This window comes from Paraburkholderia sp. BR10872 (assembly GCF_040965835.1).
Lineage (GTDB): Bacteria > Pseudomonadota > Gammaproteobacteria > Burkholderiales > Burkholderiaceae > Paraburkholderia > Paraburkholderia nodosa_A.
Genome location: NZ_JBFRCN010000010.1, coordinates 92724 through 116437, shown reverse-complemented (window position 1 = coordinate 116437; position 23714 = coordinate 92724). Strand labels below are relative to the sequence as shown.

Genomic DNA, 23714 nt, shown 5'->3' with positions numbered 1-23714 from the left:
GAGCCCAGCAGGACCCGAACGCCGTGGCCACCGCCACGGCGTTTTTTTATTGCGCGTGCACTCTCGGAGCCGCGCGCTCTTTCCAAGTCGCGTGCTGGTCCTACGGCGGTACTACGGTGGGCTATGTCAGATAACCTGTTGTTGCCACTCTGGTCCCGTTGTGGGGCGCCCGGATACCGCGCCAGGGTAAATCCTGATGCTAGGCTGCGCCCCGTTTGAGCCTTATGTATTCGTGCAATGCATTGATTTTTAACGATAATTTTCTATGTGCCGCGGCGAGATAGCCTCTGTTGACTGGTCTTATTGTGGTTATATAATGGGCTCGCTTCCACACCGGACCAATCTGCACCACCGGCACTGCCACGCAGCGTGCCCGTCCGGCCCCCCACGAACGTCCAACCGCTGGCGCCAAGTCCATGGAAACCCGTTGGTCTGCCCTGATGCCCGATGCGCGCAATGTGACGCCGCTCTATCTGCAGCTGGCGCGCAACCTTGCCACGGCCATTCACTGCGGCGTGTGGTCGGCCGGCGAAGCGCTGCCTTCGGAGCGCACGCTGTCGGACGCCATCGGCGTGTCGCGCATCACCGCGCGCAAGGCGATCGAGCTGCTCGTGGAGCAGGGGCTGATCCGGCGCGCACGCGGTGCGGGCAGCTTCATCACGCCGCGCGTGGAAGATCCGCTTTCGCGCCTCACGGGCTTCACGAAGAAAATGGAGCAGCGCGGCTTCACGCCCGACTCGGTGTGGCTCGCGCGCGAGGTACGGCCCGCGCACCGCGAGGAGATCGTGCAGCTCGGCCTCTCTCCGGGCGCCTCGGTCGCGAGCCTGCGCCGCTTGCGCCGCGCCGACGGCACCGTGATGGCCGTCGAGCATTCGGCGCTGCCCGTGTCGATCGTGCCCGACCCGGAAGCCATCGAGGGCTCGCTGTATGCGTATCTCGAGCAGCATCGCGTGCCCGTGGTACGCGCCCTGCAGCACTTTCGCGCGGTCAACGCGACGGGCGAAATCGCCGCGCTGATGGGCGTCGAGCCGCGCGCGGCGCTGCTCGTCATCACGCGCGTGGGCTTTTCCGCCGATCAGCGGGCCATCGAGCTGACCGACACCTATTGCCGCGACGGCTATTACGACTTCGTTGCGGAGCTGCGCCAGTGAGCGCCGCCGCAGTCTCTCTCATGCACGTCACCGAAACGTCCTACCGCGCTTCGATGCGCCTCATCGGAAAACTCTCATGCTGAGCGGAAACATACTCACCCCTGAAGGCTGGATCCACGGCACGCTGTCGTTCGAGAACGGACGCATCACCGCGATCACGGGCGAGGCCACCGATCCGGCGAACAACGACGCGCCCTACATCCTGCCGGGCTTCATCGACCTGCACGTGCACGGCGGCGGCGGCGCCGACGTGATGGAAGCCGGCGACGCGATCGAAACCATCGCGCGCACCCACGCCCGCTACGGCACCACGAGCCTGCTCGCCACCACCATGACCGCCCCGCGCGACGAGCTGATGAACGTGGTCGCGGGCCTCGGCAACGTTACGCGCAACCGCACGGTGGGTGGCGCGCGCGTGCTGGGCGTGCACCTCGAAGGGCCGTACATCAATCCGGGCAAGCTCGGCGCGCAGCCCGACGCCGCCGTTTCGGCCGTGCTCGACGAAGTGCTCAAGTACCTCTCGATCGCGCCGATTCGCGTGGTGACCGTGGCGCCCGAGATCGCGGGCCATATCGAGATCATCGGCGAGATGGCGGCGCGCGGCGTGCGCGTGCAGATCGGCCACTCGCTCGCGACCTACGACGACGCCGTGGCCGCGCTCAAGCATGGCGCCTGCGGCTTCACGCACCTTTTCAACGCGATGTCGCCGCTGCACCATCGCAACCCGGGCGTAGTCGGCGCGGCGCTCGCGCATGCCGAGTACGCGGAGATCATTCCCGACCTGCTGCACGTGCATCCGGGCGCGATCCGCGCCGCGCTGCGCGCCATTCCGCGCCTTTATGTGGTGACCGACAGCACCTCGGCCACCGGCATGCCCGACGGCGAATACCGCCTCGGCAGCCAGCACGTGACGAAGTGCCTTGGCGGCGTGCGCCTCGCCGACGGCACGCTCGCGGGCAGCACCCTCACCATGGACCAGGCGCTGCGCAACCTCGTCTCGATCGGCTTGCCGATCGCAGACGTGTCCGCGCGCCTGTCGCGCTATGCCGCCGATTACCTCGGCATCGAAGACCGTGGCCGCCTCGCGCGCGGCGCATGGGCCGATGTCAACGTGTTCGATCGCGAGCTGGCGCTCACCGCGACCTACGTCGAAGGAGAATCGATTGTCGAATATGCTTAAGGAAGCGCTGGCCTCGGCCAGCGTTGTCGCCGCGCAACTCGCGGACACCGCGCGCGTCGAGGCGCTCGCCCGCGCGCTCGAGGCCGAACCGCGCCATGTCGCGCTCACCGTCGCGCGCGGCAGTTCGGACCACGCGGCGAGCTACTTCGCTGCGCTCACCATGAGCCGCATCGGCATACCGGTCGCCACGCTGCCGATGTCGATCGCAACGCTCCAGCAGGCGCCCTTACGTGTGCGCAGCCAGTTTGCCCTCGCTTTCTCCCAATCAGGTAGGAGTCCTGATCTGGTTGCGACGATCAAGGCGCTCCGCGAAGCCGGCGCGCTGACGGCGGCGATGGTCAACGTCGCGGGCTCGCCGCTCGCCGAGGCCGCCGGCATGGAGCTGCCGCTGCTCGCCGGTCCCGAGCTGAGCGTGGCGGCCACCAAGAGCTATATCGCGATGCTCGCGATGTCGGCGCAACTCGTCGGCTTCTGGCAGCGCGACGCCGCGTTCCTCGACGCCGTGCGCGCGCTGCCCGACGCGCTCGATCGCGCGGGCACGCTCGACTGGTCGAAGGCCGTCGAAGAATTGCGCGACGTGAAACAGATGATCGTGATCGGTCGCGGTCCGGGCCTCGCCGTTGCGCAGGAGGCTGCGCTCAAGCTCAAGGAAACCTCGGGCATTCAGGCCGAAGCGTTTTCGAGCGCCGAGGTGCGCCACGGCCCGATGGAGCTGATCGACCGCGATTACCCGCTGCTCGTGTTCGCCCCGCGCGGGCCGGAGCAGGCGGGCCTGATCGAGTTCGCCCGCGACATGGAAAAGCGCGGTGCGCGCGTGCTGCTCGCGGCGCCCGCCGACGTGGCTGGCGCTGCGCTGCCGCTCGAAACGGCTGCCGACGCGGCACTCGATCCCATCGCGGCCATTTTGTCGTTCTACGTGATGGCGGCGGGCCTTGCCGCCGCGCGCGGCCGCAATCCTGACGAGCCGCGTTACCTGAACAAAGTCACCGAAACACACTAGATTGGAAAGCGAATGGAACGCATCGAGGAGTCTCGCCTGATGGATCCGCATACTCGCGCCGAGGGGCACATCGTACTGGTCTCTCCGCTCACCGGCCCGGTTGTGCCGCTCGCGTCGGTGCCCGATCCGGTGTTCTCGGAAGGGTTGTTCGGCGACGGCATCGGCGTCGATCCGCTCGTCGGCCGCGTCGTCGCGCCGTGCGACGGCATCGTCGTGCATCTCGCACGCACCGGCCACGCGGTCACGCTGCAATCGGCGGAAGGCGCACAGGTGCTCGTGCACGTCGGCATCGACACCGTCGAGCTGAACGGCAAGGGCTTCACGCCGAAGGTCAAGCAGGGCGCGCAGGTGCGGCTCGGCGACACCTTGATCGAGTTCGATCTCGACGTGGTGGCGTGCAATGCACCGAGCCTCGTTTCGGTCGTCGCGATCGCCAATTCGGATGCATTCGAAGTGATCGAGCGCGCGGGCGCGGGTCACGTCGAAGCGGGCAAGTCCGCGCTGCTCGTGCTGCGCGTGCGTGACGGCGCGGAGATCGCAGCCGCCCATGAATTGATCGCAAACGAAGTGCGCCGCAGCGTCACACTTACGCATGCGGGCGGCCTGCATGCGCGGCCCGCGGCGCGGGCGCGCGAAGCGGTGCGCGGCATCGACGCGCGCGTCGAGGTGCGCTTCGGCGAGCGCAAGTCCGCCATCGAGAGCGTCGTCGGCCTGCTCGCCCTCGGCGCGGGCGAGGGCGCGACCATCGAACTCGTCGGCATCGGCCTGGAGGCGCAGCGCGCCGTGGACGCGGTCGCGAACGAGCTCCTGCGCGAAGCGCCCGGCGAGCACGGCGAAGCGCCGGCGCGGCAGCAATCGCCCGCGCCCGTGATGCAGGAAGCCGCGGCCGCCGTGGCGTCCTCCGCCGAGCCGGGCGTGCTCGCGGGCGTGTGCGCCGCGCCGGGCGTCGCGGTCGGCAAGCTGGTGCGCTGGGACGAAGCCGAACTGACGCCGCCCGAACTCGCGAGCGGTACGTCGGCCGCGGAAAGCCGCGCGCTCGACAAGGCGATCGCCGCTGTCGACGCCGAGCTGAACCAGAGCGTGCGCACGGCGTCGCAGCGCGGCGCGATCGGCGAGGCGGGCATCTTCACGATGCACCGCGTGCTGCTCGAAGACCCGACGCTCGTCGACGCCGCGCGCGACGCGATCAGCCTCGGCAAGAGCGCGGGCTACGCGTGGCGCGAAGCGATTCGCGCGCAGATTGCGGTGCTCGGCAAGGTGGACGATCCGCTGCTCGCGGAGCGCGCCGCCGACCTGCGCGACCTCGAAAAGCGCGTGCTGCGCGCGCTCGGTCTGTCGAACGCGGCCGCGCGTACGCTGCCTGAAGAAGCCGTGCTCGCCGCCGACGAATTCACGCCTTCCGATCTCGCCTCGCTCGACCGCAAGCGCGTGATGGCGCTCGTGATGGCGCGCGGCGGCGCGACCTCGCTCGCCGCGATCATCGCGCGCCAGGCCGGCATTCCGGCGCTCGTCGCGCTCGGCGACGCGCTGCATGCGGTGCCCGAGGGCACCGAAGTCGTCATCGATGCGAGCGCCGGCCGCTTTGCGTACACGCCGAGCGCGCTCGACATCGAACGCGCGCGCAGCGAAAAGCAGCGCCTGGCCGGCGTGCGCGAAGCGAACCGCCGCACGTCGCACGAGGCCGCAGCCACGCGCGACGGCCACGCGGTGGAAGTCGCCGCGAACATCGCGACGCTGGAGGATGCCAACACGGCGGTGGATAACGGCGCGGACGCCGTGGGGCTGCTGCGCACGGAGCTGCTCTTCATCCATCGCCAGGCCGCGCCCACGGTGGACGAACATCTTCAGAGCTACCAGGCCATCACGGACGCACTGGCGGGCCGCACGGCGATCATCCGCACGCTCGACGTGGGCGCGGACAAGGAAGTCGACTATCTCACGCTGCCGCCCGAGCCGAATCCGGCGCTGGGTCTGCGCGGCATCCGCCTCGCGCAGGTGCGGCCCGATCTGCTCGACGATCAGCTGCGCGGACTCGTTGCCGTGAAGCCGGCGGGCAAGGTGCGCATCCTGCTGCCGATGGTGACCGACGTGGGCGAACTCGTGCGTCTGCGCGAGCGCATCGACACATTGGCACGCGAAGCGGGCCGCACGGAGCCGGTCGAAGTGGGCGTGATGATCGAGGTGCCCTCGGCGGCGCTGCTCGCGGACCAGCTCGCGCGCCACGCCGATTTCCTCTCGATCGGCACCAACGATCTCACGCAGTACACGCTCGCGATGGACCGTTGCCAGCCTGACCTCGCGGCGCAAGCCGACGGGCTGCACCCGGCCGTGCTGCGTCTCGTGGCAGCGACGGTCGAAGGCGCGAACAAGCACGGCAAGTGGGTCGGCGTGTGCGGTGCGCTGGCGGGCGATCCGCTCGCGGTGCCGCTGCTCGTCGGCCTCGGCGTGACGGAGCTTTCCGTCGATCCGGTTTCGGTGCCGTCGATCAAGGCGCGCGTGCGCACGCTCGACTACAACGACTGCCGCCAGCGTGCGCAGAACGCCCTCGCACTCGAATCGGCGCAAGCCGTGCGTGCGGCAAGCCGCGAAAGCTGGCCGCTCGATTGATGATTTCTGTTTCACCCACCCTAAGTAATCCTTAGAAACATGCCGGCGTGCGCAGCGATCGCGCGCCGGCTTCTCTCACCCACACACGTCAAGCAAGAGATAGAGACTGGAGGCAGTTCAATGGATGGCAATCCGTTTCTCAAGATTCAAAGCCTCGGCCGCGCGCTGATGCTTCCCATCGCAGTGCTGCCGGTCGCCGGCATCCTGCTTCGTTTCGGCCAGGCCGACATGCTCAACATCAAGATCATCGCCGACGCGGGCGGCGCGATCTTCGATAACCTGCCGTTGCTGTTTGCGATCGGCATTGCGGTGGGCTTCGCCAAGGATAACAACGGCGTCGCCGGCCTCGCGGGTGCGCTGGGCTATCTGGTCCAGACCGCCGTGATGAAGGACATCAACGACAAGCTCAACATGGGCGTGCTGTCGGGCGTGGTAGCCGGCGTCGTCGCGGGCATGCTGTACAACCGCTTCAAGGACATCAAGCTGCCCGAGTTCCTCGCGTTCTTCGGTGGCAAACGCTTTGTGCCGATCGTCACGGGGCTCACGTGTCTCGCGCTGGGCATCGTGTTCGGCTACGTCTGGGGACCGGTGCAGGGCGTGATCGACACCGCCGGCCACTGGCTCACCACGGCGGGCGCGATCGGCACCTTCGTGTACGGCTTGCTCAACCGGCTCCTGCTCGTCACGGGTCTGCACCACATCCTCAACTCGCTCGTGTGGTTCGTGTTCGGCTCGTTCACGCCGGCAGCCGGCGGTGCGGCGGTCACGGGCGACCTGCACCGCTTCTTCGCGGGCGACCCCACGGCGGGCAGCTTCATGGCCGGCTTCTTCCCGGTGATGATGTTCGGCCTGCCGGCAGCGTGTCTCGCGATGCTGCACGAAGCGCCGAAGGACAAGCGCGCGATGGTGGGCGGCCTGCTGTTTTCGATGGCGCTCACCTCGTTCCTCACGGGCGTGACCGAGCCGATCGAGTTCACGTTCATGTTCCTCGCTCCCGTGCTCTACGCGATCCACGCGGTGCTCACGGGGCTGTCGCTCGCGATCTGCTCGCTGCTCGGCATCAAGCTCGGCTTCACCTTCTCGGCCGGCGCGATCGACTACGTGCTGAACTACGGGCTCTCCACGCACGGCTGGTATGCAATTGCGCTCGGCGCGGTCTATGCGGTCGTGTACTACGGGCTGTTCCGCTTCTTCATCCGCCGCTTCAATCTGCCCACGCCGGGCCGTGAAGCTTCGGCGGGCGATACGGCAATCGCCTCGTCGATGTCGGGCGTTGCGGTGGCAGCCGGCGGCGCGGCGACGGCATCGCTATCGCGTGCGGCGCGTTACATCGATGCGCTGGGCGGCGCGGCCAACCTCAAGGTGGTCGATGCCTGCACGACGCGTCTGCGTCTCACGGTGGCCGATCCCGCGCATGTTTCCGAGCCGGCGTTGAAGGCGATCGGCGCACGCGGCGTGCTCAAGCGCGGCGGCGAAAGCGTGCAGGTCGTCATCGGGCCGGAAGCGGACATCATCGCCGATGAGATTCGCGGTGAGATCGCCCGCGGCGGTTCCGCGGCTGGCAAGGCGGCTCCCGCGGCGCAGCCTGCGGCTCAGGCTGTTCTGGCTGCTCAGGCGAGCGCGAGCGCAGATATCGCGCATGGCCCGCTCGATCCGAATCCGTCGCGCTGGCTCGCGGTGTTCGGCGGCGTTGGCAATATCGTTTCGCTCGACGCGGTGGCGGCCACGCGCCTGCGCGTGATCGTGCGCGACCCGGCGGCCGTGGATCGCGAGAAGCTCGGCGCGCTCGACGCGGTGTGGACTTCGGCGGATACGCTGCACATCGTGGTCGGCGACGCTGCGCCGCGCTATGCACGCGAGCTGGCGCTCCAGCCGGCGTAATCGATTCGCTGTATGCCTGTGAAAGACGCCGCGGCACCTGCCGCGGCGTTTTCGTTTCCAGCGCCGCTCAGTCGCCTGGGCGCTCAGTACAGCGTATGGTGGTTGTCCTGTATCGCGCTGGCGGTGATCTTGCCGCGCATCACGCGATAGACCCACGCCGTGTAGGCGAGCACGATCGGCAGAAAAATGATGACGGCCACCAGCATGATCTCGAGCGTCATCCTGCTCGAGGTTGCGTCCCAGACGGTGAGGCTCGAACGCGGGTCGAGCGAGGAGGGCATGATGAACGGGAACATCGAAAAGCCCGCAGTCAGAATCACGCCGACGATCTGCAGCCCCGTGCTCACGAACGCGAGCCGCTCGAAGCGCGAGCCCGCGAGTGCGAATGCGAGCACGCCGCCGAGCACGCCCACGGCAGGGGCGAGCGCCATCCACGGATAAAGCCCGTAGTTCGCGAGCCAGAGCCCTGGCCCCGAATCGACACGCTTCAGGAGCGGATTGGCCACGGTATCGAGCGGCGCCGGCGACGTGATCGTATAGCCGCCGATGAGCGTCGCCACGAGCGCGCCCGCCACGAGAAACAACACGATCGTGAGCGCCGAGAAAAGCCGTAGCGCCTTCGAAGCGCGCATGGCGACGACGCCATCGGTCTTCCTCTTCAGGAACGCCGCGCCGTGCGCGGTGAGCATGCACAGGCTCACCAGTCCGCAGACGAGCGCGAACGGATTGAGGAGTGCGAAGAATCTGCCGTGATACGTCACGCGCAGGTCCGTGTCGTAGGCGAACGGCACGCCCTGGAGCAGATTGCCGAACGCCACGCCGAACACGAGCGCCGGCACGAAGCCGCCGATGAAAAGACCGCAGTCCCAGCCCTGGCGCCATCTCACATCGACGCGCTTGCCGCGATAGTCGAAGCCCACGGGACGGAAAAACAGCGAGAACAGCACGAGCAGCATCGCGAAGTAGAAGCCCGAGAACGACGCCGCATAGGCGAGCGGCCACGCGGCGAACATCGCGCCGCCCGCCGTGATGAACCACACCTGGTTGCCTTCCCACGTCGCGCCGACCGCGTTGATGACGATGCGGCGCTCCTCGTCGGTCTTGCCGACGAAGGGCAGCAGCACGGCCGCACCCATGTCGAAACCGTCGGTGAGCGCGAAGCCGATCAGCAGCACGCCGATCAGCACCCACCAGATCAACTTGAGCGTTGCGTAGTCCATGGCGTGTTTCCTCGCGTCTTTCGGTGTCTTGCAGCGATCACGAGACCTTGCCGCTGGTGGCCAGCGCGGCCGTCTGCTCGTGGAAGTAGCGACCGGTGTGCAGCGACGAAGGCCCGAGGCGCGCGTACTTGAACATCAGCGTGATCTCGATGATGAAGAGCAGCGTGTAGAAGATCACGAAGCCCGCGATGCTCAGCATCACGTCGCCGGGTGCGAGGCTCGAAGCCGAAAGACGCGTGGGCAGCACTTCCGCGATGGTCCACGGCTGGCGGCCGGTTTCCGCGACGACCCAGCCGAACTCGGCAGCGAGCCACGGCAGCGGAATCGCCACCAGCGCCCAGCCGAGGAACCAGCGGCGGCTGTCCTTGAGCAGCGAGCGCTGCGCACAGAACCAGAAGGCGAGTACGAAGGTCACGAGAAAGAGGATGCCGAGACCCACCATCACGCGAAACGACCAGAACACCGGCGCGACGGCCGGAATCGCGGTTCGCGACGCGGCCCTGATCTGGCCGGAAGTCGCGTCGACCACGTTCGGCGTGAACCGCTTCAAGAGCAGGCCGTAGCCGAGATCGGCCTTGTGCGCCTCGAACACGTCGCGCGTTTCGGTGTCGGCGGTGCCTTCCTTCATCTTTTGCAGCGCGGCGTAGGCGAGCATGCCATTGCGGATGCGCACTTCGGCGCGGCCCATCAGGTCTTTCAGGCCGATCACGGGCGTGTCGATCGAGCGCGTGGCGATGATGCCCATCAGCCAGGGAATGCGGATCGCGTAGTCGGTGCGCTCTTCCTTCTGGTTAGGCAAACCGAATAGCGTGAACGGCGCGGGGGCGGGCGCGGTTTCCCATTCGGCCTCGATGGCGGCGAGCTTGACCTGCTGCACCACGCCGTCGGTGTAGCCCGATTCGTCGCCGAGGATCAGCACGCATAGCGTGGACGCAAGGCCGAAGCCCGCGGCGATCGCGTACGAGCGCAGCGCGAACTCGACGTCGCGCCGGCGCAGCAGGTACCACGACGAAATGCCGAGCACGAACATCGACGCCGTCACATAGCCGGCCGAAACCGTGTGCACGAACTTCACCTGCGCGACGGGGTTGAAGATCACCGCGAACAGGCTGGTGAGTTCCATGCGCATGGTTTCGTAGTTGAACGACGCACCCACGGGGTTCTGCATCCAGCCGTTGGCGATGAGAATCCACAGCGCCGAGAGGTTCGAACCGAGCGCGACGAGAAACGTGGTGAAGAGGTGTGCGCCTTTCGACAGGCGATTCCAGCCGAAGAAGAACACCCCGACAAAGGTCGATTCGAGGAAGAACGCCGCGAGCCCTTCCACGGCGAGCGGCACGCCGAAAATGTCGCCCACGTAGTGCGAGTAGTACGACCAGTTGGTGCCGAACTGGAACTCCATCGTGAGGCCGGTGGTGACGCCCATCGCGAAGTTGATGGCGAAGAGCTTGCCCCAGAACTGCGTCATGTCCTTGTAGATCTCCTTGCCGGTCATCACATAGACGGACTCCATGATGACGAGCAGCCACGAGAGGCCGAGCGTGAGGGGCACGAACAGGAAGTGGTAGAGCGCGGTGATGGCGAACTGAAGACGCGAGAGTTCCACCGATTCAATCGTGGGCATGACGGTCTCCTCGCGGGGGCGGCATGGTCGGGGATTGGGACACTGACGGCTTGAGCGCCGTAGACTCGGGCACGGCCAGGATGGCCTGCGCGACAGCGGCAGGCGGCATGTTCATGTCTTCTGCCTGCGGATGATTGAAGAATGCGTATTTGAGCGCCATCAAGAGGACGAGCTTGACGGCGAGAACGAGGGCAATATCGCGCGCGAAGGTGGGGCCGCGCATCCACTGGAGGATGCGCGTGCGCAGCAGCGACGATGTGCGCTGGCGTTGACCGGATGCCGGGATCATGGCGACGGGTGCCCTCGAACGCGTTACGAGGCCAGACCGCGGCGCGGCCTCTGGCTCACCACCTCGAAATCATCTTAGGGTGGAATCAGCGAGGCCGGTGCGAAGGTGCGCAGCGTGTGGTGCGCGCAAAAGAAAAACCCCGTTCGCGGGAACGGGGTTTTCGGTGTGCCGGTGAGACCTGGCGACGCTTACGCGTAGTCGGCGAGGGCGGTGCGCATCTTCTTCATGGCGCTCGCCTCGATCTGGCGAATGCGCTCGGCCGAAACGCCGAACTCGTCGGCCAGCTCGTGCAGGGTCGAGCCGCCCGAACCATCGTCGTCCACGTTGAGCCAGCGCGCCTCGATGATGCGGCGGCTGCGTGCGTCGAGCGCTTCCAGCGCGCTCGCAATGCCGTCCGACTGCAGGCGGTCGCGCGAACGTGCGGCGAGCACGGCGCTCGGCTCGCTGTGCGAGTCGGCGAGCCAGGCGATCGGGGCGAACGACTCCTCGCCGTCTTCGGTCTGGCCTTCGAGCGCGATGTCGGCGCCCGACAGGCGCGTTTCCATCTCCACGACCTCTTCGCGCTTCACGTTCAGTTCCTGCGCGAGGCCGTCGATCTCTTCCGGCGTGAACGACTGCAGGCCCTGCTTGTGGCTGCGCAGGTTGAAGAACAGCTTGCGCTGCGCCTTGGTCGTGGCGACCTTCACCATGCGCCAGTTGCGCAGGATGTATTCGTGGATCTCAGCCTTGATCCAGTGCATGGCGTACGACACCAGGCGCACGTTCTGCTCGGGGTCGAAGCGCTTCACGGCCTTCATCAGGCCGATGTTGCCTTCCTGGATCAGGTCGGCGTGCGGCAGGCCATAGCCGAGATAATTACGCGCGATCGACACCACGAGGCGCAGGTGCGACAGCACCAGGCGGCGCGCGCCTTCAAGATTGTTCTGCTCGCGAAACTCGGTCGCGAACTGACGCTCTTCTTGTGGCGTCAGCATCGGGATCCGGTTCACGGCCTGAATATAAGCGTCGATGTTGCCCAGCTGGCCGGGCAACAGGGAAGCATTCGCGAGCGCCAATGAGCCCCCGGCCTTGGCCGACGACGGGCTCAGCGTACTCGGAAGGGTCATGGTCATTGCGTTGCTCACGTAGCGAACTCCTCAGGAATCTTGCGAAAGTCAGACACCGACTCCACGGTGGATGTTAGCACTCTGAATCCCCGAGTGCTAATACTTGGAGTCTGTAGGGGCTTCAAGGTTCCTTGATTCCTATCGAAATGGTTGTATCGATAGATTACACTAAACGCCGGCAATCAAGCAGGGCGGGGCCCGGCGCCCGGCGCTGGCCTGCGCAAGGGGCAGGCCGAAGGAACACTCTAGTACGGGACAGCGTCCGGCGCGAAGTGCGCGGGAAATAAGGGGTGAAATCAGCGACGTTCGAGGGGCCGCGCAGCGCCAGGACCTTGTCACACAATCTGAGAAATAGACATCGGATAAAGCGGAAAGTGCTGCGCTGCGACATCCGGGCGCGGCCGCGGAGATGTCGCTACGCCAGGCGCAGTTCTCACCGGGCGCGTGGCGTATCCACCATAGATGGAGGCGATGTCTTTGATCGCAAGTATCCTTGTGCCAAAACCTGGTATAAATTTCAGCCAGACGTATGCAGAAATCTTCGGCGGAGATCTGCGCTCAGGCGCGGGCCAACGCGCAAGGGGCTCGAGCGATGGCGGCAAAACTGATCGATGCGATTCGCGGACTTGAGCGCGAGCGCTTTCGCGCGATGGTCGACGGCGACGGCACGTCGCTGGACCAGTTGCTGTCCGATCACGCGACCTTCGTCCACACCAACGGCAAACGCGAGACCAAGCAGCAGTTCATCGACGCGATCACGGCCGGCCGCCGCCGCTACCGCCAGATCGAGATCCAGTCGCAGGACGTGCTGCACGCGGGCAACGAGGCCTGCGTGGTCTCCGGCCGCGTGTTGATCGAGATGGAAGCGAACAACGGTGCGCTGCTCTTTCCGATTGCCTATACGGCGATCCAGACGCAGGAAGGGGGCCACTGGCGTCTGCTCGCATGGCAGGCGACGCGTTGCGCGATCGAGTGATGACCGGTAAGTCCACTCGCTGAAACGCCGTGTAGGCGCTTCAGGCGCACGCCGGCGGCCCGTTTTGCCGCCGGCGCTCAACAATGCCGCCGATTTCCCTGCTGAAACCCAAACTGCTTCGCGCACAGCGCGCGACACGCGCGAAAGGCGTCAGGCCGCCGCGCGCCGATCCACTTGCGGCCAGGCCGCGCGGTTCACCGCGCTGACCACTGCCGCGACGCACGCATGGACCGCGTCTTCGCCCACGCCGACGCCGTGGCGCAGCGGCTGGCCGCCCACGCGCGCGCCGACGAACACGGCCGTACCGCCCTGCGAGGTGCGCTCAGTCTCGAACGACGTGATTTCAATGTGCTCGCCGGCGAGTGCCGCGATGGCGGCGGCCACAGCTTGCGCATGTGCCTCATCGCTGCTCGTGGCAGCCGGCATGGCCACATCACGGCCTTCCCAGCGCACGCGGCCTGAACCGGCGTTGGCAACCGGCCCGCGCGTTTCGAAGTACTCACGCGCGAACAGTGCGCAGACCGCCTCGCCCGTGATCTCTTCGCCAGACGTATCGGCGACGGTCTGCACGGCGTGGCTGAACTCGATCTGCACGCGGCGCGGCGGCGTGAAGCCCATGCCGCGCTCGAGCAGATAAGTCGCGCCACCCTTGCCCGACTGGCTGTTCACGCGGATCACCGCGTCATAGCTGCGGCCGAGGTCGGCGGGATCGATCGGGAGATACGGCACTTCCCAGACGGCGTCGGGCTGCTGCTGCGCGAAGCCCTTGCGGATCGCGTCCTGGTGCGAGCCCGAGAACGCCGTGAACACGAGGTCGCCCGCATACGGATGACGCGGATGCACGGGCAACTGGTTGCAGCGCTCGACCACGCGGCGCACGGCGTCGATGTCCGAGAAGTCGAGGCCCGGGTCGATGCCCTGGGTGTAGAGGTTCATCGCGAGCGTGACGAGATCGACGTTGCCGGTGCGCTCGCCGTTGCCGAACAGGCAGCCTTCGATCCGGTCCGCGCCCGCGAGCAGCGCCAACTCGGCGGCGGCCACCGCCGTGCCGCGGTCGTTGTGCGGATGCACCGACAGCACGATGCTGTCGCGGTACGCGAGATTGCGGTCCATCCACTCGATCTGGTCGGCGTAGACGTTGGGCATCGCCGCTTCGACGGTCGCCGGAAGATTCACGATCATTTTGTGATCGCGCGTCGGGCGCCACGTCTGGGCCACCGCGTCGCAGACTTCGCGCGCGAAGGTCAGCTCGGTCATGCTGAAGGTTTCGGGCGAATACTGGTAAATCCAGTGCGTTTGCGGGTTCTTGTCGGCGTGTGCGCGGATGATGCGCGTGCCTTCGACCGCGAGCGCTTTCACTTCCTCCTTCGACTGGCCGAACACGATCTTGCGGAACGACGGGCAGATCGCGTTGTAGAGGTGGACGATGGCGCGCGGCACGCCTTCGAGCGCTTCGAACGTGCGTGCAATCAATTCTTCGCGCGCCTGCACGAGCACTTCGATCGTCACATCGTCGGGAATGCGTTTTTCGTCGATCAGCTTGCGCACGAAATCGAAGTCGGTCTGCGAAGCGGACGGAAAGCCGACTTCGATTTCCTTGAAGCCGATCGCGACGAGCATTTCGAAGAATTCGGTCTTCTGCTCGATGCTCATCGGCTCGATCAGCGACTGGTTGCCGTCGCGCAGGTCGGTGCTCATCCAGATCGGCGCGCGCTCGACGGCGCGCGTGGGCCATTTGCGGCCGTTCAATCGGATGGCGGGGAAGGGGCGGTACTTCTCGGCGGGATTACGCAACATGACGAGCCTCGTTCTTCATGGTGTCGTTTGCGATGGTGGTCGGCAGCGGGCGGTTGGCGGGCTGGCGACGGAGCACGATGCGCGAAACCTCACGCGTACGGGCGGCAACCTCGGACGCGAAGAAGACGGCCACGGTGACGGCGGTAACCGGCGCGGCGAAAGCGGACGTGAACGATGCCCATGCAACGTGCATTTTGACCTCGCGACTCGTCCGAACGGTAAGCGGACGAATGCAGACGACAAGTTGTAGAGATACAGCGGATCTGGGGTACTGCGAGAACTGCTTTGGGAGGACCGCGGTGACCGGAGGAGGGGTCGTTGCGGCGCTACACCAGCTTTAGGCCAGGCGTAGCGATAGGGCCGATAGTCGGCCGAAGGTAATTCGGAGGGTGTTCGGGTAGGAACGCATTCGTCCAATGTAAATCAGGGCGGCTGCGCGTGTCAACAGCGAATTTGCTGGTTGGGCGCGTGAAGATGCGTGAAGATGGCCGACGAAGCGCGCCGATACGCTTGCGGCGGAACACGCGCGTCGCCCGCCCCGCGCGGCCCTCGGCGGCTTGAGCGCCGGGTTTTCGGGTTCGATCGTCAGCGCTTCGCGATGCGTTTGATCGTCTCGATCTGGCGCGTGATCGCATCCGGCACCGGCGCTTCGCCGCGGTGCACGGCATCGATCCAGGCGGCTGTAGTCGGTGCATCGCGGCCTTCGGGGAGATCGATTTCGGGCGCGCCGGGCGACGAGCGCTCCGGTTCGACCAGCGTTTCGCAGATGCCGTCGTGCAGCCAGTCGACCTGCACCTGGCGGCGGGTATCGGCGACGGCTTCGCCCTCAGTGCCGCGCGCGAGCAACGCGCCGCCCACCGCCGCTTCCGGATGCGCCGCGAAGAGGGCGCTGAGGCTTTCGCGGTACGGCGGGTGCGTGTAGTTCACGAGACGCAGGCCCGGCTCCGCGAACGGCTGCAGCAGCTTCACGAGCGTATGCGTGGAGTTGCGCACGCCCATGCGCCGGCGCATCGAGAGCAGGCGCGCGAGTTTGGGCGCGAGCGTGTCGATCGACGAAAACGCCACGCGGCCCGACGCCAGTTGCGCCTCGATTTCGGCGTGATCGCGTGCTTCGGGACGATTCAGCGCCGCGAAGATTTCCGCGCTCGTGACACGACCCGGATCGGTCACGACGCCGTGCACGAGCGTCGGCACGCCTTCGCGCGCGAGCAGCAAGGCGAGCAGCGGCACGAGATTCGGCTGCTTGCGCGCGCCGTTGTAGCTTGGGATCGAGACAGGCCGATAGTCGCCTCGCGGCACCGCGAGCGGCGCGAACGAGGCGTGCGCCGCGCAGAGCATGGCGGCCAGCTCATCCGCGGTTTCGCCCTTGAGGCGGTAGGCGAGCAGCACCGCGCCTAGCTCCAGCTCGGGCACGCGGCCGTCGAGCATGGCGGCGTAAAGGGCGTGCGTGTCTTCGGACGAGAGCGAGCGAGCGCCGTGCGGTCCGCGGCCGATCTCCTTGATGAAGCGGGCGCACGGGAAGATGTCGGTGGAGTCGGCGGCGGTCATGGGCGCGGTTCGTTCGACGGCGTGCCGAGGGCCGCCGTCGTATTGAAATGGGGATGCGGGAAGTATCGCACGAGCACGCGGTGCCTCGCCGGGCACGCATCGCCGGCCGCGCCCGGCCGGCCGCGTGAAGACGCCGCCGCGCACGCCTACCGCCGCGCGTTACACTCGCGATTGTTCTGACGGCGCAAGCCGCGCGATCGACAGGCACGCGTGCTTCGTGCACGCGCCATCACAAAGACGGAGAACTCCATGACGTACGTATTCGAACCGGCGGCACTCGCCTCGGTGCCGGTGGCAGGCACCGACACGCGTTTCCCGGTGCGGCGCATCTATTGCGTTGGCCGCAACTACGAAGCGCATGCGCGCGAGATGGGCCACGATCCGAACCGTGAACCGCCGTTCTTCTTCTCCAAGCCCGCCGACGCCGTGCTCTACGTCGCACCGGGCTCGACCGCCGAATTTCCGTACCCCGCACAATCGCAGAACGTGCACTTCGAGATGGAACTCGTCGCGGCAATCGGCAAAGGCGGCAAGGACATTCCGGTCGCGAGCGCGCTCGACCACGTGTTTGGCTACGCGCTCGGCCTCGATATGACACGCCGCGACTTGCAGGGCGAGGCGAAGAAGCTCGGTCGTCCGTGGGATACGGCCAAGGGCTTCGACCATTAGGCGCCGATCGGCCCGATCCATCCGGTTTCGAAGATCGGCCAGCTCGAGAAGGGCGAAATCTGGCTCGCAGTCAACGGCGAGGAGAAACAGCGCTCGGATATCTCGCAGATGATCTGGCCGGTTGCCGACACGATCGCGTTCCTTTCGACGCTGTTCGAACTCAAGGCCGGCGACCTGATCTACACGGGCACGCCCGAAGGCGTGGGCGCCGTGGTCAAGGGCGATCTGATGACGGGCGGTGTGGCAGGAATCGGCGAATTCGCCGTGCGGGTCGTCTGAGCGGCGCGCGCCGCATCACGATTCAAGAGGAGCAAGAGAGGAGCATGAAGCTTTACAGCTATTTCCGCAGTTCGGCATCGTATCGGGTGCGAATTGCGCTGAATCTGAAGAACCTGTCGTACGAGTACGTCCCGGTTCACCTCGTGCGCGACGGCGGCGAGCAGCTCAAGCCTGCCTACCGCCAGGTGAATCCCGATGCGATCGTGCCGTCGTTCGTCGACGACGAAGGGCACACGCTTCAGCAGTCGCTCGCGATCATCGAATATCTGGAAGAGACGCATCCCGAGCCGCCGCTGCTGCCGAAGTCGCCCATCGATCGCGCCCATGTGCGCTCGCTCGCGCTGCAGGTGGCGTGCGAGATTCATCCGGTGGACAACCTGCGCGTGCTCAAGTACCTCAAGCACACCGTAGGCGCCGACGACGCGACGAAAGACGCGTGGTACCGCCACTGGATCGAGGCGGGCTTCGCGACGCTCGAACAGCGGCTCGCCAGCGATCCGCGCACCGGCAAGCTCGCTTTCGGCGACACGCCGACCGTCGCCGATCTTTGCATCGTGCCGCAGGTCTACAACGCGAACCGCTTCAAGATCGACACGACGCGTTACCCGACCATTCAGCGTATCAACGACTACGCGCTCGCGCTCGACGCGTTCGCGCGCGCCGCGCCGGGCGTGCAGCCGGACACGGAATGAGCGCATGACCGGTTTGCACTGGCCGCGACAATGAAAAAGGGCGTCGTTCGTGAGAACGACGCCCTTCGTACATTCAAAGCCGGGTAATTGCGCGCTATCAGCTGCCAAGCAGCGCGTCGGCGAATTCTTCGGCCACGAACGGCTGCAGATCTTCGACCTTTTCGCCCACGCCGATGAAATACACGGGGATCGGGCGTTGCCGCGCGATCGCGGCGAGGATGCCGCCCTTGGCGGTGCCGTCGAGCTTCGTGACGATGAGGCCGGTGAGGCCGAGCGCGTCGTCGAAGGCCTTGACCTGTGCGAGCGCGTTCTGGCCCGTGTTCGCGTCGATCACGAGCACCACCTCGTGCGGTGCGCCGTCGAACGCCTTGCCGATCACGCGCTTGACCTTCTTCAGCTCGTCCATCAGATGCAATTGCGTGGGCAGGCGGCCAGCGGTGTCGGCCATCACCACGTCGATGCGGCGCGCGCGCGCGGCGCTCACGGCGTCGAAGATCACCGCTGCCGGGTCGCCGCTTTCCTGCTGCACGACCGTCACGTTGTTGCGCTGGCCCCAGATGGCGAGCTGTTCGCGCGCGGCAGCGCGGAACGTGTCGCCGGCGGCGAGCAGCACGCTCTGGTCGAAGCTTTGCAGATGCTTGGCGAGCTTGCCGATGCTGGTGGTCTTGCCCGCGCCGTTCACGCCCGCGATCATCATCACGAGCGGCTGCGCGCGGCCGAGCATGAGCGACTTCTCGAGCGGCTTGAGCAGGCCGATGAGCAGCTCGCGCAGGGCGTTCTTCACCTGCTGTGCGTCGGTCAGGCGCTCGGCGCGTACCTTCTGGCGCAGCGTTTCGAGCAGATATTCGGTCGCGTCGACGCCCGCATCCGACATCAGCAGCGCGGTTTCGAGCTCTTCGTAGAGATCGTCGTCGATCTTCGCGTTGACGAAGATGCTCTGGATGTTCGAGCCGGTTTTCGAGAGCCCCGACCTCAGGCGCTTGAGCCACGATTGCCTGGCTTCGGGCTCGAGCGCGGGCGGCGGGACAATCTCGACGGTTTCCGGTTCGTCGTCATTGTCGACGGCTTGCTGCGGCTCGACCGGAGCGGTCACGGCCGGTGGAGCGGAGGGCGCGGGCGACGTTTGGTGCGGCGCGCTGGCGGCCTCATCAACGGCCTTATCAACGGCCTCGTCCGGCGCCTCGAGAGTGGCTTCGTCCTGCGCATTCTCGGCCGGCGCGTTCTCGGCGTCCTTCGAGCCGCGGAATCGTTTGAAGAAACTGAACATGGTCTGGGGTGGGTCAGGCGCGCTGCGGGTCGGACCGAGGGGCGGTCAGCGACGGCATGGAAGAGGTAACGCGCGGAAAACATGGCATTTTATCAGGCGCGTTAGCTGGAGTCGCTGCGGCATCGCGGTGGGAGCGTTGCGGCGCGCACGCGGCACCTGCGCGCCCCTGTGGTAACGTGCGCGCATTGGAGGGCGCGATGCGAAAGCGTCGAACCCCACAGTCGAGTTCCGCCGGCAAGTTGACTGCCAGCGGTCAAATGCACGCAGCGGTACGACCCAACGCATGACCCGTTCCTCACCTTCACGTGGCCAAGGCGGCCGCACCCATCAGCCCGATCCCCGCGCACGTGGCGGCGGCGGTGCGCACACGATCCGCATCATCGGCGGCGACTGGAAGCGCACGCCGCTGCCGGTGCTCGACCTCGACGGTTTGCGTCCGACCCCCGATCGCGTGCGCGAGACGGTCTTCAACTGGCTTGGCCAGCGTCTCGACGGTCTGCGTTGCCTCGACCTTTTCGCGGGCAGCGGCGGCCTCGGCTTCGAGGCGGCCTCGCGGGGCGCCGCGCGCGTCGTGATGGTGGAGCGCAGCGCGCGCGCCGCCGCGCAACTGCGCTCGAACCAGGCGCGCCTTGGCGCGCGCATGATCGAAATCGCAGAAGCCGACGCACTGCGTCTCGCGGCCAATCTCGCGCCAGGCTCGTTCGATGTGGTGTTCCTCGATCCCCCGTTCGGCGACACCGCGCTGCTCGAGCGCTCACTCGACCTGGCTGCGCCGCTCGTCGCCCCGGACGGCTGGCTTTACGTGGAGTCAGGTGAGCGTATCGATCCCAGTGCGCGGCCCGCGCTGGCGGGCTGGAGCGTGGTGCGCGAGGGCCGGGCCGGCGCCGTTCACTATCATTTGCTGCAGCGCGAAAATGAGGAATAATGCGCGTTCGATAAGAAGCGGCGGGCGGCCTGGCCGTCACGCACGCACGTGCGCATGCGTCGCCACGGCACTGCATTGCGCCCCATTTCTGTTGAGAGGAGAAGCCTCATGGTAGTCGCCGTGTACCCCGGTACCTTCGACCCGCTCACGCGCGGCCACGAAGATCTCGTGCGGCGCGCGTCGAGCATTTTCGACACGCTGGTAGTCGGCGTTGCGGACAGCCGCAACAAGAAGCCTTTCTTCTCGCTCGACGAGCGGCTCGAGATTGCCCACGAGGTGCTCGGCCACTATCCGAACGTGCAGGTCATGAGCTTCAAGGGGCTCCTGAAGGACTTCGTGCGCACCAACAACGCACGCGTGATCGTGCGCGGCCTGCGCGCGGTGTCGGACTTCGAGTACGAATTTCAGATGGCGGGCATGAACCGTTACCTGCTGCCCGACGTCGAGACGATGTTCATGACGCCATCGGACCAGTATCAGTTCATTTCGGGCACGATTGTGCGCGAAATCGCCCAGTTGGGCGGCGACGTGAGCAAGTTCGTGTTTCCGTCCGTGGAAAAGCGCTTGCAGGACAAGGTGGCCTCGATGGGCGCCCCGGTTACGAAGGTGTGAACGCCCGGCCAAAGCAGCGTAAACTGTCGGGCTAAGCAACGTGTGAGCCGGCCTTCGCGCCGGCGGGAAGTGAGAACAGCATGGCCCTGATGATTACCGACGAGTGCATCAATTGCGACGTGTGCGAGCCCGAGTGCCCGAACGACGCGATCTCGATGGGCCCGGAAATCTATGTGATCGACCCGAAGAAGTGCACCGAATGTGTCGGCCATTTCGATGAGCCGCAGTGCATCCAGGTGTGCCCGGTGGAGTGCATTCCCAAGAATCCGGAGCACGTCGAGTCGCCCGAGCAGTTGATGCAGAAGTACCACGCGCTGACGGCGGCGAAGAACAACGCCTGAATCGCGCAATTCTGCGGAAAATAAAAAACGCGCCAACTGGCGCGTTTTTTATTTCATCCTGCCGCCTTCTTACGCGACGATGGCCTTCAATGCGTCGATGAGCGTGTCGCACTCGAGATCCGTGCCGATCGAGATACGCAGATGCTGGCTCACGCGCGGCGCGTTGAAATGGCGCACGAAGATCTCCTTTTCGCGCAGCTTGGCCGCAATTGCCGCCGCGTCGTGCGCAGGATGCGTCGCGAACACGAAATTCGCCGCCGAAGGCACCACGTCGAAGCCGAGCGCCGTGAGCGCGGCCGTCAGGCGCTCGCGGCTGGCGATCACGCGCGCGCTCGTGGTCTTCAGCCACTCGCCGTCTTCGTAAGCGGCGGTCGCGGCGGCTTGTGCCAGGCGGTCGAGCGGGTACGAGTTGAAGCTGTCCTTTACGCGGTTGAGCGCGTCGATGAGATCGGGGTGGCCGAACGCGAAGCCCACGCGCATGCCCGCGAGCGAGCGCGATTTCGAAGTTGTGTGCACGACCAGCAGGTTCGGATAGCGGTCGATCAGCGCAATCGCCGACTCGGCGCCGAAATCCACATACGCTTCGTCGATCACCACCACGGATTCCGTGTTCGCCGCGACAAGCCGCTCGATCTCCGCGAGCGGCAGCGCGTGACCCGTGGGCGCATTCGGATTCGGGAAAATTACGCCGCCATTGGGCTGGCGGTAATCGTCGACGCGAATCGTGAACTGTTCCGTGAGCGGCACGGTGCGGTACTCGACCTCGTAGAGCCGCGCGTAGGTCGGGTAGAAGCTGTAGGTGATGTCGGGAAAGAGGATCGGCTCGTCGTGCTTGAGCAGCGCCTGGAAGGCGTGAGCGAGCACCTCGTCCGAGCCGTTGCCGACGAACACCTGCTCCGCGCGGATGCCGTGATGCGCGGCCACGGCGGCGCGCAGACGCTTCGCGACGGGGTCGGGATAGCGGCGCAGCGACTCGCCCGTCTCGCCCAGTTCGTGGCGGATCGCCTCGAGCACACGCGGGGAGGGCGCATACGGATTCTCGTTGGTGTTGAGCTTGACCGGTTTCGCGAGCGCGGGCTGCTCGCCCGGCACGTAGGGCACGAGCCGGTCGACGATGTCACTCCAGTAACGACTCAAGACGCTCTCCTTGTTTCAACCGTTGCGATGCAGCTGCATCACCGCGCGTTCGGCCTCGCCCTTCACGAACGTCGGCATCACGGCGAGCGCGCGTTCGATCGATGCGTCGATCACCTCTTGCTCTTCGCGGCGCGGCGGCTTGAGCACGAAGTTCGCGACATCGGGCTTTGCACCGGCGCGCGCGCCTTCGGGAATCAGGTCGCGCGGATGGCCGATGCCGATGCGCAAACGCCAATACTGCTGCGTCGACAGATGCGCGGATATGTCCTTCAGGCCGTTGTGGCCGCCGCTGCCGCCGCCGAGCTTGAGCTTGACGGTGCCGGGCGGCAGATCGAGCTCGTCGTGCGCGACGAGGATCTCATCGGGCAGGATCTTGAAGAAGGCCGCGAGAGCGACGACCGATTGCCCCGAGCGGTTCATATAGGTCTGCGGTTCGAGCAGATGCACTTCCTCGCCGTAGAGTCGCGCCTTCGCGTAGTGGCCGTGGAAGCGCCGCTCGTCGCGCAGCGTCGTGCCGGCTTCGCGCGCGAGCTGGTCCACGAGCCAGAAGCCCGCGTTGTGGCGCGTCGCCGTGTATTCGGCGCCCGGATTGCCGAGCCCGACGATCAACCTGATCATTGTGGTGTTCCGCTTGCGTCAATCGATGAACTGACCCGCAAGTGTACGAAAAAGTGCGAAAAAAAACCCGCCGGGGCGAACCGCGGCGGGTCACGTCGACCGTTTCAGGGAAACGGATCGAGAGGATCGGCTCATTGAGGCCGCTGCGCTTACTCCGCAGCCGGCGCTTCTTCGCCTTCAGCAGCCGCCTGGGCGCCAGCCGGCACGGGTGCCGACACGATGACCGGGTTTTCCACTTCGACGTGCTGAACCAGCGTCACGCCTGCGGGCAGGGTGATGTCCTTGGCATGCAGCGATTGACCGGCTTCGATCTTGGCGAGGTCGACTTCGAGGAATTCCGGCAGTTGGCCCGGCAGGCACTGGATTTCGATTTCAGCCAGAACGTGCGAGATGATCGCGCCACCCGTCTTCACAGCCGGGTTGGTTTCCTGGTTCATGAAGTGCAGGGGCACCTTCGTGTGGATCTTCTTGCTCGGATCCACGCGCTGGAAGTCCACGTGCAGCACGAGCTGACGGAACGGGTGGTATTGCACGTCGCGCAGCAGCACTTGCTGCGACTTGCCGGCCACTTCGAGGTCGAGGATCGACGAGTGGAAGGCTTCCTTCTTGAGGGCGTGCCACAGCGCGTTGTGATCGATTTCGATCAGTTGCGGCTCGGCGCCGACACCGTAAACGATGCCAGGGGTCTTGCCAGCAATGCGCAGGCGGCGGCTCGCACCCGTACCTTGCAGGTTACGCTCGAAAGCGATGACTTTCATTTGATTCTCCATTGCACTGCCCGCGACCAGGCAGTAA

The 23714-nt window shown here is 66.1% G+C and carries 21 protein-coding genes and 1 pseudogene; 11 read left to right on the top strand and 11 right to left on the bottom strand.

Annotated elements, in window-relative coordinates:
* Positions 1–416 precede the first annotated feature (416 nt).
* The 5 genes from AB4Y43_RS11050 (at position 417) to nagE (ending at position 7819) form a co-directional block, all read left to right on the top strand.
* Positions 417–1151, top strand: coding sequence for a GntR family transcriptional regulator (locus AB4Y43_RS11050; protein WP_324148451.1), 735 nt, complete (start codon positions 417–419; stop codon positions 1149–1151).
* 76 nt (positions 1152–1227) lie between these two features.
* The gene (gene nagA / locus AB4Y43_RS11045) at positions 1228–2331 is read left to right on the top strand and encodes an N-acetylglucosamine-6-phosphate deacetylase (RefSeq protein ID WP_069264917.1); all 1104 of its coding nucleotides are present in this window, start codon (positions 1228–1230) and stop codon (positions 2329–2331) included.
* A complete protein-coding gene (locus tag AB4Y43_RS11040) occupies positions 2324–3331 on the top strand; it encodes an SIS domain-containing protein (RefSeq protein ID WP_069264913.1) in 1008 nt (335 codons plus the stop codon). The genes nagA and AB4Y43_RS11040 overlap by 8 nt, the downstream gene beginning before the upstream one ends.
* A gap of 12 nt (positions 3332–3343) precedes the next feature.
* On the top strand, positions 3344–5938 hold the full coding sequence (ptsP, locus tag AB4Y43_RS11035; RefSeq protein WP_368727810.1) for a phosphoenolpyruvate--protein phosphotransferase: 2595 nt from the start codon (positions 3344–3346) through the stop codon (positions 5936–5938).
* 120 nt (positions 5939–6058) lie between these two features.
* A complete protein-coding gene (gene nagE, locus AB4Y43_RS11030; protein WP_368727809.1) occupies positions 6059–7819 on the top strand; it encodes an N-acetylglucosamine-specific PTS transporter subunit IIBC in 1761 nt (586 codons plus the stop codon).
* An 83-nt stretch (positions 7820–7902) separates the two neighbouring features.
* Here the strand turns inward: nagE and cydB are convergent, their stop codons facing one another.
* The 4 genes from cydB to rpoH form a co-directional block, all read right to left on the bottom strand.
* A complete protein-coding gene (gene cydB, locus AB4Y43_RS11025) occupies positions 7903–9039 on the bottom strand; it encodes a cytochrome d ubiquinol oxidase subunit II (RefSeq protein ID WP_368727808.1) in 1137 nt (378 codons plus the stop codon).
* Between the two features lie 37 nt (positions 9040–9076).
* The gene (locus AB4Y43_RS11020; RefSeq protein WP_069264906.1) at positions 9077–10663 is read right to left on the bottom strand and encodes a cytochrome ubiquinol oxidase subunit I; all 1587 of its coding nucleotides are present in this window, start codon (positions 10661–10663) and stop codon (positions 9077–9079) included.
* Complete coding sequence (gene cydP, locus AB4Y43_RS11015; protein ID WP_342949531.1) at positions 10650–10952, bottom strand: cytochrome oxidase putative small subunit CydP; 303 nt, start codon at positions 10950–10952, stop codon at positions 10650–10652. The genes AB4Y43_RS11020 and cydP overlap by 14 nt, the downstream gene beginning before the upstream one ends.
* A gap of 188 nt (positions 10953–11140) precedes the next feature.
* Positions 11141–12076 carry an RNA polymerase sigma factor RpoH gene (gene rpoH, locus AB4Y43_RS11010; RefSeq protein ID WP_069264904.1) on the bottom strand — a complete coding sequence of 312 codons (936 nt, stop codon included), beginning with the start codon at positions 12074–12076 and terminating at the stop codon, positions 11141–11143.
* 574 nt (positions 12077–12650) lie between these two features.
* Between rpoH and AB4Y43_RS11005 the strand changes: the two genes are divergently transcribed.
* Positions 12651–13034 (top strand): nuclear transport factor 2 family protein, encoded by a 384-nt coding sequence (locus AB4Y43_RS11005; protein WP_028201838.1) that lies wholly within the window; start codon positions 12651–12653, stop codon positions 13032–13034.
* A gap of 150 nt (positions 13035–13184) precedes the next feature.
* Here the strand turns inward: AB4Y43_RS11005 and leuA are convergent, their stop codons facing one another.
* The 3 genes from leuA to ybiB form a co-directional block, all read right to left on the bottom strand.
* On the bottom strand, positions 13185–14831 hold the full coding sequence (leuA, locus tag AB4Y43_RS11000) for a 2-isopropylmalate synthase (RefSeq protein WP_368727807.1): 1647 nt from the start codon (positions 14829–14831) through the stop codon (positions 13185–13187).
* The gene (locus tag AB4Y43_RS10995; protein WP_342949529.1) at positions 14821–15024 is read right to left on the bottom strand and encodes a hypothetical protein; all 204 of its coding nucleotides are present in this window, start codon (positions 15022–15024) and stop codon (positions 14821–14823) included. The genes leuA and AB4Y43_RS10995 overlap by 11 nt, the downstream gene beginning before the upstream one ends.
* 392 nt (positions 15025–15416) lie before the next feature.
* Positions 15417–16379: a DNA-binding protein YbiB gene (gene ybiB, locus AB4Y43_RS10990; protein WP_342949528.1), complete on the bottom strand. Its 963-nt coding sequence runs from the start codon at positions 16377–16379 to the stop codon at positions 15417–15419.
* Positions 16380–16628: 249 nt separating this feature from the next.
* Here ybiB and AB4Y43_RS10985 point away from each other — a divergent pair.
* Together AB4Y43_RS10985 and maiA are read left to right on the top strand one after the other, a co-directional pair.
* Positions 16629–17327 (top strand): annotated as a pseudogene (locus AB4Y43_RS10985) (fumarylacetoacetate hydrolase family protein).
* Positions 17328–17371: 44 nt separating this feature from the next.
* Positions 17372–18019, top strand: coding sequence for a maleylacetoacetate isomerase (maiA, locus tag AB4Y43_RS10980; RefSeq protein ID WP_342949526.1), 648 nt, complete (start codon positions 17372–17374; stop codon positions 18017–18019).
* 97 nt (positions 18020–18116) lie between these two features.
* Here the strand turns inward: maiA and ftsY are convergent, their stop codons facing one another.
* A complete protein-coding gene (gene ftsY / locus AB4Y43_RS10975; RefSeq protein ID WP_342949525.1) occupies positions 18117–19286 on the bottom strand; it encodes a signal recognition particle-docking protein FtsY in 1170 nt (389 codons plus the stop codon).
* A 283-nt stretch (positions 19287–19569) separates the two neighbouring features.
* Here ftsY and rsmD point away from each other — a divergent pair, with 283 nt between their 5' ends.
* The 3 genes from rsmD (at position 19570) to AB4Y43_RS10960 (ending at position 21164) form a co-directional block, all read left to right on the top strand.
* Positions 19570–20211 (top strand): 16S rRNA (guanine(966)-N(2))-methyltransferase RsmD, encoded by a 642-nt coding sequence (rsmD, locus tag AB4Y43_RS10970; RefSeq protein ID WP_368727806.1) that lies wholly within the window; start codon positions 19570–19572, stop codon positions 20209–20211.
* Between the two features lie 108 nt (positions 20212–20319).
* Positions 20320–20823, top strand: a complete 504-nt coding sequence (gene coaD / locus AB4Y43_RS10965) for a pantetheine-phosphate adenylyltransferase (RefSeq protein WP_069264884.1) — start codon at positions 20320–20322, stop codon at positions 20821–20823.
* An 80-nt stretch (positions 20824–20903) separates the two neighbouring features.
* Entirely contained in the window at positions 20904–21164 is a 261-nt protein-coding gene (locus AB4Y43_RS10960) for a YfhL family 4Fe-4S dicluster ferredoxin (RefSeq protein ID WP_069264882.1), read from the top strand.
* A gap of 69 nt (positions 21165–21233) precedes the next feature.
* Here AB4Y43_RS10960 and hisC read toward each other — a convergent pair whose 3' ends face one another.
* From hisC to AB4Y43_RS10945, 3 genes are all read right to left on the bottom strand, one after another.
* Positions 21234–22301 (bottom strand): histidinol-phosphate transaminase, encoded by a 1068-nt coding sequence (gene hisC / locus AB4Y43_RS10955; RefSeq protein ID WP_368727805.1) that lies wholly within the window; start codon positions 22299–22301, stop codon positions 21234–21236.
* Between the two features lie 15 nt (positions 22302–22316).
* Entirely contained in the window at positions 22317–22919 is a 603-nt protein-coding gene (pth, locus tag AB4Y43_RS10950) for an aminoacyl-tRNA hydrolase (RefSeq protein WP_368727804.1), read from the bottom strand.
* 149 nt (positions 22920–23068) lie between these two features.
* On the bottom strand, positions 23069–23677 hold the full coding sequence (locus AB4Y43_RS10945; RefSeq protein ID WP_069264876.1) for a 50S ribosomal protein L25/general stress protein Ctc: 609 nt from the start codon (positions 23675–23677) through the stop codon (positions 23069–23071).
* Positions 23678–23714 lie beyond the last annotated feature (37 nt).

Coding starts and splice junctions, on each gene's coding strand:
- AB4Y43_RS11050 (WP_324148451.1), top strand. CDS start 417: ATGGAAACCCGTTGGTCTGCCCTGATGCCCGATGCGCGCAATGTGACG.
- nagA (WP_069264917.1), top strand. CDS start 1,228: ATGCTGAGCGGAAACATACTCACCCCTGAAGGCTGGATCCACGGCACG.
- AB4Y43_RS11040 (WP_069264913.1), top strand. CDS start 2,324: ATGCTTAAGGAAGCGCTGGCCTCGGCCAGCGTTGTCGCCGCGCAACTC.
- ptsP (WP_368727810.1), top strand. CDS start 3,344: ATGGAACGCATCGAGGAGTCTCGCCTGATGGATCCGCATACTCGCGCC.
- nagE (WP_368727809.1), top strand. CDS start 6,059: ATGGATGGCAATCCGTTTCTCAAGATTCAAAGCCTCGGCCGCGCGCTG.
- cydB (WP_368727808.1), bottom strand. CDS start 9,039: ATGGACTACGCAACGCTCAAGTTGATCTGGTGGGTGCTGATCGGCGTG.
- AB4Y43_RS11020 (WP_069264906.1), bottom strand. CDS start 10,663: ATGCCCACGATTGAATCGGTGGAACTCTCGCGTCTTCAGTTCGCCATC.
- cydP (WP_342949531.1), bottom strand. CDS start 10,952: ATGATCCCGGCATCCGGTCAACGCCAGCGCACATCGTCGCTGCTGCGC.
- AB4Y43_RS11005 (WP_028201838.1), top strand. CDS start 12,651: ATGGCGGCAAAACTGATCGATGCGATTCGCGGACTTGAGCGCGAGCGC.
- leuA (WP_368727807.1), bottom strand. CDS start 14,831: ATGTTGCGTAATCCCGCCGAGAAGTACCGCCCCTTCCCCGCCATCCGA.
- AB4Y43_RS10995 (WP_342949529.1), bottom strand. CDS start 15,024: ATGCACGTTGCATGGGCATCGTTCACGTCCGCTTTCGCCGCGCCGGTT.
- ybiB (WP_342949528.1), bottom strand. CDS start 16,379: ATGACCGCCGCCGACTCCACCGACATCTTCCCGTGCGCCCGCTTCATC.
- maiA (WP_342949526.1), top strand. CDS start 17,372: ATGAAGCTTTACAGCTATTTCCGCAGTTCGGCATCGTATCGGGTGCGA.
- ftsY (WP_342949525.1), bottom strand. CDS start 19,286: ATGTTCAGTTTCTTCAAACGATTCCGCGGCTCGAAGGACGCCGAGAAC.
- rsmD (WP_368727806.1), top strand. CDS start 19,570: ATGACCCGTTCCTCACCTTCACGTGGCCAAGGCGGCCGCACCCATCAG.
- coaD (WP_069264884.1), top strand. CDS start 20,320: ATGGTAGTCGCCGTGTACCCCGGTACCTTCGACCCGCTCACGCGCGGC.
- AB4Y43_RS10960 (WP_069264882.1), top strand. CDS start 20,904: ATGGCCCTGATGATTACCGACGAGTGCATCAATTGCGACGTGTGCGAG.
- pth (WP_368727804.1), bottom strand. CDS start 22,919: ATGATCAGGTTGATCGTCGGGCTCGGCAATCCGGGCGCCGAATACACG.
- AB4Y43_RS10945 (WP_069264876.1), bottom strand. CDS start 23,677: ATGAAAGTCATCGCTTTCGAGCGTAACCTGCAAGGTACGGGTGCGAGC.